Raw genomic sequence first — 12,433 nt, forward strand, 5'->3', positions numbered from 1 at the left:
AGAGAAAACGCTTGCTAAAATACGTCTCTACAAATACATCCAACTTAAAACAAATGACAAGGTGACCCACATTAAAATAATAAGTGGTATGCCTACACGCATGAAGTCAGAAAACTTATAACCACCTGCATTCATTACTAATACATTGGTTTTGTAAGCCATTGGTGTGGCAAAGCTTAAGTTAGCGCCAAATAATACCGCTAATACAAACGGCTCTACCGGTACGTTTAGCTGATTAGCAACCGATATTGCTATAGGCGTACCTATAACTGCAGCAGCGTTATTGGAAACAATGTTGGTGAGTACAGCAAGCAGCAGCATTAACGCTGACAAAATACCTGCCGGAGGCAAATCAAACGCTAAGGCAACAAACATTTGTGCCATATATTCAGCGCCACCTGTTTTCATCATCGCTGCACCCAGTGCCAGTGATGCCGCAACGATGAGGATCACTTGGCTACTTAATGCTGAAGATGCATCATCCCAGTTAATACATTTTGTTGCTAATAATATCAATACGCCACAGAGAGAGCTTACTGCAATGGGCAATAGCCCTAAAGCCGCGACTAAGATTACAGAGATAAGAATGCCAAGAGCAAGGGGAGCTTTTTTAGAGTAGGGCAAGTTTGCCGCGCCATCAATAATAAGCAAACCACGCGCTGCCTTCAGGACATTTACTTGCTCATCGTCACCTTGAACAAGTAGTACATCGCCTGTTTGAATTGGCACCTTATTTAGACTTCTGCGGCCAAGGTCCATGGCTTTACCATCACGATGCAGAGCTAATACGGCTACACCAAAACGCTCTTTAAAATTAGCTTGCTTTAAGGTTTGGCCATTAAGGCCAGACGATTGTATAACGACAATTTCGGCTAAGGTTTGTTTTTCTTCAACTAAAGGGTGCTCAGAGTCTACTTTATGTTTCTCGGTATGCAATGTCGCGTTTAAAACGGTTTCATATTCTTTTAACCTGTCTGGATAATCTTTAACTTTTAAGCGATCGCCGGCTTTAATTTTTGTATCGGGTAGGGGAATAACATTGCGGTAATCGGGTTTACGTTGAATAAACTCTATCAACATTTGATTATCGGTAAGCTTTCTTATTTCAGCAACGGTTTTACCTACACATGAGCCTTCTTCATTTATATTTAAATATCCGCCAAAGATCCTCGGAGATGTATCAGGTAAAGAAGGCGTACGATCAGGAATAATTCTTGGTGCAATTAGCCACAAATATATAATAGCGATTGCGGCAGCGATTAAAGCCGGCGGGGCAAAGTCAAACATACCAAAACGGCGAAAGCCCATATCACTGGCAACACTGACAACTAAGAGATTGGTCGATGTACCTATCGTTGTTGTCATACCGCCTACCAATGTAGCCAGCCCCATTGGTAATAACATCGGTGAAGAGTCAGTTTTTGTCCGTATCGCGACACTGATTAATATCGGTAAAAATAACACTACAATAGGCGTGTTATTTACAAACGCACTTAATGTTCCGGCAACAAGTAAAGTAACCAATAACGAGAGAGTAGGGCTTATTTTCCAGAGCTTGGCTAAATTACGGCCAATAGGTTCAAGTGCACCTGTTCTTACTAAAGCATGACCGATGATCATTAATCCACAGACGGTTACAAGGGCTTCATGACCAAAGCCATAAAAAAGTGAAGATGGCTCTAAGTGAACGCCATTATCTTCAAACGGAAAGACAGTAAATACCAACGCTAATATAGCGATTACCGCTAAAGAAGAGGTTTGTAGAGGAATATCATCACGACGAAAAAAATATAAGGCGATAATCGTTATTAGCAACATCGCTAAGGCATGATTATTGGGGAGATCAGGTATAGTCATTTAGCACTCTTTGTTATTGGTAAAGTTAACTTAACTGGATTAACTCCAATTAACTATAATCGATTTTTAATAACGTACAGAATTTTGATGCTATATGATCTTAGCTCTTATGCCAATAACTTATTTTAGGTTATTAATTCTTATAAGTTTTTTCTTAAAAGTAGAGGAAGAATAAAAATAGATATAAAAAACAGCTGTAAAGGTTTTAACTAAACCTCTGTTGATGAGATAATTAGTTTAATTGTTCAATCTCTGCATACCTTAAGGAAAGAAATGAGCTTAGTAAACACGACTGAAAACACCACTGTTCCATTGTTTATTGTTTGCCAACAAGACTTTGAAAGTTGGTTGTTGAGTGAAACTAAACAAGTACAAACATGGCTAAAACAAACGAAAGCAAATAATGGCGTATCATTAATTCCTGATACATCAGGAAAACTACAAAAAGTGGTTGTGGTTCTTGAAAATCCCAGCCACTATTTTTCCTGCGGCGACCTCGCTAAATTGTTACCGATTAATCATTACCAATTGCATGCCGATGAAGAATTACAAGAAGCGATTGCCTTTGGTTGGGTAATGGGCTGTTATCAATTTGATTTATACAAAACATCTTCACCAGTTGCTACATTAGTGATAGATAATAAGAGCTTAGTTGAAAAAGCATTAAGATTTGCTAATGCCAGTTCTTTAGTACGTGATCTTGTTAATACGCCTGCAGCAGACATGATGCCAGAAAACTTAGGACAAACAGCGCTTTCTCTAGTAGAACAATATGGTGGTACTGTAGAGCAAGTTATCGGTGACGAATTATTAGCGCAAAATTACCCAACTATTCATGCAGTAGGGCGTGCAAGTGTGCATCAACCTAGGTTGATTGACTTAACTTGGGGCAAAGCTGGTGATCCATTGATTACTCTGGTTGGTAAAGGTGTATGCTTTGACAGTGGTGGCTTAGACATTAAACCGAAAGCGGGCATGCGCAACATGAAAAAAGATATGGGCGGAGCGGCTCATGTGTTGGGGCTAACTCAATTAATCATGTCGCATAATTTACCCGTGCAATTACGTGTACTTATTCCTGCGGTTGAAAATGCTGTGTCGAGTAATGCGTTGCGCCCTGGTGATGTAGTTACTACGCGTAAAGGTTTAACGGTAGAAATTGACAATACCGATGCAGAAGGTCGCTTAGTATTATGTGATGCATTAGATGAGGCAAATAATGACAATCCTGATTTACTGATTGATTTTGCCACGTTAACCGGTGCTATGCGCGTTGCGCTTGGAACAGAGTTACCGGGTTTCTTTGCTAATAACGATGCAATTGCTAATGAGTTAATGAGCTTAGGTTCGAAAATAAACGACCCAGTTTGGCGTATGCCTTTGTATAGGGATTATCGAAGCCTACTCAACAGTGAAGTGGCTGATATCACTAATTGTGCAACCATTCCATTTGCTGGCGCAATTACTGCTGCCTTGTATTTACAAGAATTTGTAAACCCGAAAACTGATTGGTTGCATTTTGATGTGATGGCTTGGAATATTCGAAAACTACCAGGACGACCGTTAGGCGGCGAAGCTTTTGGTATTCGTACGGTATTTGATTATTTGCAATCACGTTACCAATAATAGGATAAAGGTTGTTCCGAATATCTTGTTAAATTTATATAGCTCGTACTTTGAATAAAGGTACGAGCTTTTATTATTGTAGTTTTGTAAGTATTCAACCTTTAATCTACAGTGGAACATGCGCCTTATATTATTGTAATAAGGGATGTTGCAATTTTTTAATATCAGCTTGAGGAAAGCTAGAGCCTGTAAATAGTAAAAGTTGTTGTTCATCGATAAGCGTTAAGCTTGTAGAGCCTGCAACGGCATTTTTAGGTTGAGTTAGAAAGGTGCTGATCTCATCGTTGCTAAAATTATAATACTTCAATTTTGTAGTGTTACTGGTATTTTGGTTAAAATAAATACCATCTTTGCTGAGCCCCCAACTGTATACCGTATTAAATATTTTTTTATCCAGCAATTGCTTCGCTGTTGGGTGGTCAGAACTTAAGTCCATTTTCCATAAACCACCCGAGACTCGAGAATAATACAGTTGATAACCATTACGTAGAACACCTATTCTTGCACCATCAAAAGTTATTCTTTTATTTTCCCCTGAAGTAAGATTAAATTGATGCAAATCAGTATATTTATCAGTATAAACAGCTGAGAGAATATGTTTATCATCAAATGACCACGTTGGACGATTATGTTGATAAAAAGTGCTATTTAATTGTTTTAATTTTTTAGAAGTGAAATCTAAAATATATATATTGTCACCTTTGCCAGTGCGACTTGCCGATAAAAAAGCAATTTTAGAACCATCATTTGACCATTTAGGGTACCTTACCGTATCTTCAATAAAGGTTAGCTGTTGGCGTTGAGTACCATCGACATTAGCAGCCCATAGCTCGTAAAATCCCGATTCATTAGAGACATAAGTAATTTTCTTTACACTATCTGAATAATCCGCGGATAAATGGTTAAATTTAGATTGTATAACAGGAAATGGACTTGCAATTATATCAGGATTAACCGATAAACTAGAGACTTGATAATGCTCTAATCTATGCTGAAAAAACAATTCAAACGATTGACTTGAATACTTTGGGTAGCTAAAGCCTTCTACATTTAAATTAGTGATAATGCCCGAATCCGGTTCAACCATATAACCTTGGCGAATATCAGCTCGTTGTGTAGCGAAAACGATGTAATTGCCATTTGGGTGCCAAGTTAAGCCAACAATGTCTTCTTCAGAAAAGGTCAGTTGTTTTTCTTCTTTAGTCACTAGATTAATTAAGAAAATGTTCTCTTCAAATATGCTGTATCTTCGTGTCACGGCAATAAATTGCCCATCCGGTGAAAAAGACATATCACGGTCGCGGTAGATACAGTTCAATTTACAAGAAAACCTTTGCTTGTTGAAATCTGTAGATGTTAAATCTAAGAAATATATCCCCGAAGAAATATCGTTTGTATCTTTACCATGATAGGCAAGTGTTTTGCCATCTGCAGAGATATCTACGTAGTAGTAACGTCCTTTTAGTGGACATTGACCAATAATTTTTTCTTCATTGGTTCTTACTTTCATCTGGATAATATCGCAACGGTTATTTTTTTTATCCTTTTTGGCAAAGTATAGAAAACTTCCGTCAGGACTCCACACTGAAAAACCTTGCTCGGCATTATCATAGGTAAGTTGTGTGGCTTTTAATTGCGGCTGATTTCTGTCGCGCATATACAAATTTGCTGTACCTTCAGGGGTCATCCATTGATACACTATGTATCGCCCATCAGGTGAAGGCGAAGTAAAAAGTTCATTACCAGGATTTGTAGTAATCTGCTCTAATATGGGGTGTTTTAAACTGTTGTTAGTAAAAAACTGCAAGTAAATCATGAATGTAAGTGCAAATAAAACTAACGTAAATAAAGCGCTCTTGAGCGATAGTAAGCTATAAACATTTGACTTGTGAACATTATTGTCTGCATGTTTATTATTGACGTCTACTTGCTGGTTAGCTTTGCCTTCAAATTCAGGCTTAACGAGTAATCTATAACCACTTTTTCGAATTGTTTCTATTATTTCTGTTTGATTTTCTAGGTGTAACTTTTGCCGTAAGTTCCATATAGCATTGGTTAACGCTTTTTCGCCAACATAACTATTACCTTCCCAAACGTTTTCGATAATTTCTTCTCTTGGCACAACTCTAGGGTACTGACTGGCTAAATATCCCAACACTTCGATTAATTTTGGCTGCAGTTGGATCTTCTCTCCAGTATTAAAAATAATACTGAAATCACTAGGCTGCACTTTGATTGTAGATAGGGAATATGGGTGTTCTTGATACATGGTCAAAAAATCTTGTTGTTTTAGGATACGGGCTATAAGCGACATAAATGATAAGTTTATTTACTGAATAACTCAACTAATTAGAATATTTATTTCAATTAAATGAACTAATTCTTCAATGGTTAATAACTCCTAATGTATTGTTTTATAAGGGATAGATATTTAAAAGATGTAGAAAAGACCCTTAGAAGGTTGAGTCTCTCGGCCTCATTCTTTAAAAATCTCTTACAACATTAATTTTACATTGTTGTGACCGCCTCGTAACTATTGAGGCCTTAAATAATAAAACTATTAGAAATTAAAATTTAATACATAAGGGAGCAGTGATGAAAAAGAATTTAATCACTCTGGCAATTCAATCAGTAATTCTTGGCGGCGCAACGTTAATGGCACCACAGGTACTTGCTGAAGAAGAACAAAGCGTAAACCGTGTAGTACAAGAGAATAAGGTAGCAGAAAATACAGATGCCTTAACTCAAGATGAAGAAGTTGAAAAAATTACCGTAACGGGCTCACGCTTACGTCGTGACAGTTTTAGTGTGGCAACCCCATTGGTTACGGTAAATAAAGAAACTATTTTAGATACTGGCCTAGGGTCATTATCAGAAGTGCTAGTTGATGAAGTACCAGGCATCAGCGAAAGTTCAAGTAATATGAACACCCAATCTTCAGTAAGTGCTACCGGCCTTTCAACGGTTAACCTACGTAATTTAGGCACTGACAGAACATTAACGTTAATCGATGGTCGCCGCGTAGTATCTAATAGTTACAGTGGTAACTATGTAAGTTTAACTACTATTCCAACAGGAATGGTTGAAAAAGTTGAAGTTATTACTGGTGGTGCTTCTGCAGCGTATGGCTCAGATGCGATTGCTGGTGTGGTAAACATTATTACTCAACAAAACAAAGAAGGCTTTGAGTTTCAAGCTCGTGGCGGTGAAACCCCTGAAGGTGGTGGCAGAGAATTCACTTTAGATGCCGACTTTGGTACTGAATTTGGCGATGGCCGTGGTTATATGTTCATTAGTTCAACTTGGGATCGCCAATTTGGTATTGATGTATCAGATCGAGATCGCGCAGCTATTGAAGCAAGTTATGATTATAACACTAGCGAACTTTGTAACGAAATGAACACTGTTGATGGCGATCAATGTATGCGTGATATCACTCAAGCTGATTGGCGTGAACGCAGTGATGGTACTAAAGGTGGTGTATTTGAAGAAGGCAATGACTTCTCTGATGGCGGCTTCTTTTATACCGCTGACGGTTTGCAAACTGGCTGGAAAGAAGAACGAGACGGCATAAATTCGCGTCAATGGGATAAACTTAAAACACCCAATGATCGTTTAGCTACTGCTTTAAAAGTTAATTATGATCTTACTGACGACATTGTTGCTTCATTTCAAGTTCAATACTCAAACAATACCTCTGTAAATGTTAAATCACCTGAAGATGAATATGAAAGTGCTTATGTACCAATTATTGATCCTGAAACAGGCGAACTTGATAGAGTTCGTCCTGGAAGAATATCTACCGATAATCCATTCGCACCAGCAATTATTGCTGATAATGCCGGCAGTAGCATTAGTTGGGATCGCCGTTTTTATGAAGTAGGTAATGTAACTACCGATAACGAACGTGAAACGGTAAGAACATGGGCAGGCCTGCAAGGTACAATGTTTGATGGCGACTGGGATTGGGATGTATCTGTTGGTTACGGTAAGTTTGAACAAAACCAAAAACGTTTAAATGAATTAAATACAGTAAGAACGTCACAAGCCTTAGATTCAGAATATGCAGATGATGGTGTAACCATTCAATGTGCCGATGCTGATGCCCGAGCTGAAGGTTGTGTGCCGTTAAATATTTTTGGTGAAGGCTCTATTACCGAAGAAATGGCGGATTGGATCAGAGCCACACCAACCATTGATACTGAAATTGAACAAATTAACGTATTAGGTTTTATTGCCGGTGATTTATTTGAAATGCCTGCAGGACCTGTTGCTGCCGTATTTGGTGCAGAATATCGTCGAGATGAACAAACGGTAAGTACGGACGAGGGTCATCAATACGGTGGTATCACCTTTAACTTAGTACCTAGTTTTACTGGTGATGTCGATGTATATGAAGCCTTTGCAGAATTGGCCTTTCCACTATTAAAAAATAAAACGTTCGCTAAAAGATTAGATGCAGAAACTTCTGTACGTGTTGCAGATTACAGTCATGAAGGCATTGATTTAATGTCGAGCTATAAAGTTGGTTTAACATGGCAGCCAATTGATGGTTACATGGTACGTGGTAATTTCGCTCGTGCGCAACGTGCACCGAATATTACTGAGTTATTATCACCACCACGTGGTGATTACGATACTTATACCGATATTTGTGATGGTACCAGTGCCACTTCTACCGAAGACGGCCATGCTAATTGTCGCCTAGAGCCAGGCATTGCTGCAGAACTAGCAGCAGATCCTGATTTTGTTTTTGAAGATGACAATAATGGTTACGGTCCTGGTGCGGGTAATGAAAACCTTAAAGAAGAGACTGCCGATACTTATACCTTTGGTGTAACCATGAGCCCGAGCTTTATCGACAACTTTAATATTGCGATTGATTACTACAACATTACTGTTGAAGATGCGATTTCAGAAATTGGCAATGAAGAATTGCTTTCTGAATGTTATAACTCATCTATTGCATTTGGTGATTCAAACCCATTTTGTGCTGACATAACTCGAGATGATGAAGGTCAAATTATTGAGATGCTGCAACGCCAAATTAACGTTGGTGAGTTAAAAACCAGTGGTTACGATGTTGCAATTCAATATTCACTTGATTTAAATGATTATGGTCGTTTGAAATTTAAAGGTGATATGACTCATGTAATTGAGCATACAGAATCGTTTGAAGGTAATGATGGTTTAGTTGAGCTTGATAATAACGGCCAATTAGATACTGGTATATTTGAAGATAAAGCATCGGCATCTGTCGCTTGGTATAAAGACGGCTGGCGTGTGCGCTGGAGTACTAAGTACAAAGGCCCGGTAGTTGATGCTCATGATCGTGTTGATGATTACAAAGAATTGTTCGCTGAAAATGATGCAAATTGTGCTGCAGCTAATGAAGATTGTATCGCTAACCCGGAAACTCCAAAGTACTTGTACTACGGTTCTTATATCAAGCATAACGTTTCTGTATCGTATGCGTTTGATTATAACAACACTGAAATCAGACTATTTGGTGGAGCAAACAACGTGTTTGACAATAAAGGACCATTTATTCCACGTACTGGCGACAACTACGAGCGTGGTATAGGAAACTATGACAGTAAATACGATGGTGGTGTTGGCCGCTTCGTATACTTAGGTACTGAAGTTAAGTTTTAACTTTAAATAAATACTTATAATCTATACTCCCTAGATGGCTAAAAGGATTTAGCCATTAAAAGAAAGTGTTTCTTTAGCTCTATACGGACATGGAGCTTTTTCTTTTTCTGCTTTTTACTTATTCGAGATTTTAATGAAGATATTTCCAAGTTTTGTGTTATTAGGGACTGTAACCTTAATAACATTCATTACATTGCAAACCTCCGGCAATGCGCAGCAAGGTGCTCAAACTAAAGTAGCAAATATTGAAAAAATAAATGACGGTCCTTATGTTTTTATTGATGGAGATTTTGAAATTACCAACATAACTAAGATTTGTGAAAACAATAAATTAAGTCAGAAGTTTAAATGGGAAGAGCAATCAGTGGCAATTACTGACTGTTCTGGTAAAAAAACGCTCACTAACTATCAAATTAGTGATGTGACACTTAAAACAGATATAGAATTTAACACACAGCATCCTATTGCCGCGATTAGTGACTTTCATGGCCAATATGACTTAATGGCCAAAATTTTAAAGAATAACGGTGTAATTGATGAAACTGGACATTGGTCTTTCGCGAAAGGTCATTTAGTGATAACTGGCGATGTATTTGATCGTGGTGACAAAGTAACAGAAATACTATGGTTTCTGTTTAACTTGGAAAAACAAGCCATAAAGCAGGGTGGTAGGGTACATTTATTGCTGGGTAATCATGAAACTATGGTACTTAATAATGATTTGCGTTATTTACACCCCAAATACCGAGCAGTAGAAAAGATACTAGAGCAATCGTATAGTAGCTTGTACGGTGATAATACGATATTAGGGCAATGGTTAAGATCTAAAAATGTATTGGTTAAAATAAACGATACTTTGTTTGCCCATGGTGGGTTTCATCCCGACTTAGTAAAAAAAGAATTAAGCCTTGAAGCACTAAATCAAGAATTTATGGCGAATTTAATTAAACCTTCATTACCTAATGAAAGAACCGTATTAGGCCATTATTTGCACAAAAGCAATGGACCTATTTGGTATCGAGGCTACTTTAAAGAGCCTTTAGCTACCAATGAAGAAATAAACAGTTTGTTAAATTTTTATAACATTAACCATATTGTGGTTGGTCACACTTCTCAAACACACATAAAAAGTCGCTACAAAGGCAGAGTTATAGCAATTGATAGTAGTATTAAAAAGGGAGAATATGGCGAAATTCTATTGATTAGAAATAGTAAGATGATAAGAGGTACTCCTGAAGGGAATAAGCTACCAATAGAAGAGCTATTAATAAAAAAATAAACCCTTCACATCAATAAAGGCCTGTAACCCCGATGAACGACTCCAAGGATGGAGGTATTAAAATATGGATATCGGTGGTGGAACACCGTCGGTAACAAGTACCGAAAGTAAAGCTGGAGCCTAAATCTTAACCCCCTTAAATAAAAATCCTTCGCTCTCAGACATTCAACAGATCGCCTGTTCATTTTTCAGCATCGAAATATTTTGGCCAAAAGTGCAAAATATCAATCCTTATCTATACTATTTGAGCCTTATGCGATTTATGTGGTGCAAAAGGGAGACAATAATTTATGGAGAAACAATAATGAAAAAAATTAGTATATTTATATTAACACTATTTGTAAGCCTGCATGTTGTAGCGAAGGACAGGTTAGAAATTTTTGAAGATTATGAGTTAAGTAAAGAAGTATTGTCAGTAACAACTGTTAAAGTTGACCCAAATATGGAAGATGTTTATTTAGCAGGATTAACAAACAGCTGGATAAAGGCGGTAAAGCTGCAAAAAGAACTTGGCTATATCCAAGACTGGAACATTTGGAGCAGTGAGCTACCGCAAAGCGGTGACTTCAATTTAGTGTTAACTGTAACATTTGCAAGTGCTGAAGACTTAGAGCCCAATAAAGATAAATATGAAGCTTTTATGAAAAAATGGGGCGAAGAAAATCAAAAAATATCACAGGAAACTTCGGCTAAATACCCTGAAGTACGTGAATTAACAGGTGAATATAGATTAAGGAAATTAATTTTTAAATCATAACATTGCCGTATTGCCCTAACTAAGTATGAAATAAGTATTCATGCTTAGTTATGGCACCTTTCAAAATGCTGCTTTATCGCCAAATGAGTCAGAGAAAAAAATTGGCTTGATATAAAACTATGGTCAAATTTAGTTGACGACTACATTATTAATGAGATGCCAATTTAATCTTAAAAGTAAATCAACCTATAGAATTGGGAAGGCTAGACCTGAAATCTGAAAGAAGCAGCGTTAATTTTTAGGGCAAAACATGCTAAAAAGACATCAACGCCTAATGTTTTTATACCTTTTAAAATCTATTTTAGGTAAATTATGATTGTGTTTATAAAAATGCTTAATAACATTGTAAATAAAGGTGTGTAGAGTAAATTATGGAAATTGATAAAATAAAAAGCGTACTGTTTGTCTGCATGGGCAACATATGCCGTTCACCTTCCGCTGAAGCAATATTTCGCCACAAAGCAAAAGAGCAGGGTGTTGATATCGAAATTGACTCTGCTGGTACCATTGGTTATCACGTAGGTCACAAACCTGATGCCAGATCACAAAAAGCTGGTGAAGCACGAGGTTATGACTTTAGTGATTTATTTGCACGTAAGGTGGTGGTTGAGGATTTTGAAAAATATTCATTAGTACTTGCTATGGATAATGATAACTACGATAACCTAGTTGATTTGGCTCCAAAAGAGCATCATCATAAAATTAAATTGTTTTTAGAATATGGAGAAAACTTTAATGAAATTGAAGTTCCTGATCCCTATTACGGTGGTAGCAGAGGCTTTGAGCTAGTGCTTGATTTAATTGAAGATGCCAGTGATGGTTTGTTAGCATCCATTAATAATTTATGATTAAATTTATACCATTCTTTTACTTAACAATTGTTTTTACAAACAATGCTCTAGCAAATACTGAGCAAGTTTATAAAGGAATTTATACTTGGGGGCCTGAAGTTCACAGTTTTAAACCGTGTGATTCAACGACTGATTATTGGGTAAGTTTTGACTGGGCTGGTATTGAAATGCAGAGGTATTATAAAGCCAATAAAACTAACCCTTATCAAGCTATGTATATTGAATTTCGCGGGCAAATTTTAAATGAAAAAGTTGATGGCTTTGCCAATGACTATGCTGGGTTGATACGCATTAGCGAAGTTAATCGCTATTCTTTTGAACTTCCTAGTAAATGCACGATAACTAAGTAATTTAAATTCATATGCCGGTAAATAATTAAGACTCCAAATGGAGCCTCAGTTATTTCAG

At 37.2% G+C, this 12,433-nt stretch carries 8 protein-coding genes; 6 read left to right on the forward strand and 2 right to left on the reverse strand.

The window, feature by feature from the left end; genetic code table 11:
• Positions 1–27: 27 nt before the first annotated feature.
• Positions 28–1,857 carry an SLC13 family permease gene (locus tag RI844_RS03535; protein WP_348397091.1) on the reverse strand — a complete coding sequence of 610 codons (1,830 nt, stop codon included), beginning with the start codon at positions 1,855–1,857 and terminating at the stop codon, positions 28–30.
• A 273-nt stretch (positions 1,858–2,130) separates the two neighbouring features.
• Between RI844_RS03535 and RI844_RS03540 the strand changes: the two genes are divergently transcribed.
• Entirely contained in the window at positions 2,131–3,483 is a 1,353-nt protein-coding gene (locus RI844_RS03540; protein WP_348397092.1) for a leucyl aminopeptidase family protein, read from the forward strand.
• A gap of 130 nt (positions 3,484–3,613) precedes the next feature.
• Here RI844_RS03540 and RI844_RS03545 read toward each other — a convergent pair whose 3' ends face one another.
• Positions 3,614–5,752 (reverse strand): winged helix-turn-helix domain-containing protein, encoded by a 2,139-nt coding sequence (locus RI844_RS03545; RefSeq protein WP_348397093.1) that lies wholly within the window; start codon positions 5,750–5,752, stop codon positions 3,614–3,616.
• 326 nt (positions 5,753–6,078) lie between these two features.
• Between RI844_RS03545 and RI844_RS03550 the strand changes: the two genes are divergently transcribed.
• The 5 genes from RI844_RS03550 (at position 6,079) to RI844_RS03570 (ending at position 12,375) form a co-directional block, all read left to right on the forward strand.
• Positions 6,079–9,138 carry a TonB-dependent receptor domain-containing protein gene (locus RI844_RS03550; protein WP_348397094.1) on the forward strand — a complete coding sequence of 1,020 codons (3,060 nt, stop codon included), beginning with the start codon at positions 6,079–6,081 and terminating at the stop codon, positions 9,136–9,138.
• Positions 9,139–9,271: 133 nt separating this feature from the next.
• Complete coding sequence (locus RI844_RS03555; RefSeq protein ID WP_348397095.1) at positions 9,272–10,417, forward strand: metallophosphoesterase; 1,146 nt, start codon at positions 9,272–9,274, stop codon at positions 10,415–10,417.
• Between the two features lie 304 nt (positions 10,418–10,721).
• Positions 10,722–11,174: a hypothetical protein gene (locus RI844_RS03560; protein ID WP_348397096.1), complete on the forward strand. Its 453-nt coding sequence runs from the start codon at positions 10,722–10,724 to the stop codon at positions 11,172–11,174.
• Positions 11,175–11,551: 377 nt separating this feature from the next.
• Positions 11,552–12,022 carry a low molecular weight protein-tyrosine-phosphatase gene (locus RI844_RS03565; RefSeq protein ID WP_348398311.1) on the forward strand — a complete coding sequence of 157 codons (471 nt, stop codon included), beginning with the start codon at positions 11,552–11,554 and terminating at the stop codon, positions 12,020–12,022.
• On the forward strand, positions 12,019–12,375 hold the full coding sequence (locus tag RI844_RS03570; RefSeq protein ID WP_348397097.1) for a hypothetical protein: 357 nt from the start codon (positions 12,019–12,021) through the stop codon (positions 12,373–12,375). The genes RI844_RS03565 and RI844_RS03570 overlap by 4 nt, the downstream gene beginning before the upstream one ends.
• Positions 12,376–12,433 lie beyond the last annotated feature (58 nt).

Source organism: Thalassotalea fonticola, from assembly GCF_032911225.1.
Classification (GTDB): Bacteria; Pseudomonadota; Gammaproteobacteria; order Enterobacterales; family Alteromonadaceae; genus Thalassotalea_A; species Thalassotalea_A fonticola.

Coding starts and splice junctions, on each gene's coding strand:
- RI844_RS03535 (WP_348397091.1), bottom strand. CDS start 1,857: ATGACTATACCTGATCTCCCCAATAATCATGCCTTAGCGATGTTGCTA.
- RI844_RS03540 (WP_348397092.1), top strand. CDS start 2,131: ATGAGCTTAGTAAACACGACTGAAAACACCACTGTTCCATTGTTTATT.
- RI844_RS03545 (WP_348397093.1), bottom strand. CDS start 5,752: ATGTATCAAGAACACCCATATTCCCTATCTACAATCAAAGTGCAGCCT.
- RI844_RS03550 (WP_348397094.1), top strand. CDS start 6,079: ATGAAAAAGAATTTAATCACTCTGGCAATTCAATCAGTAATTCTTGGC.
- RI844_RS03555 (WP_348397095.1), top strand. CDS start 9,272: ATGAAGATATTTCCAAGTTTTGTGTTATTAGGGACTGTAACCTTAATA.
- RI844_RS03560 (WP_348397096.1), top strand. CDS start 10,722: ATGAAAAAAATTAGTATATTTATATTAACACTATTTGTAAGCCTGCAT.
- RI844_RS03570 (WP_348397097.1), top strand. CDS start 12,019: ATGATTAAATTTATACCATTCTTTTACTTAACAATTGTTTTTACAAAC.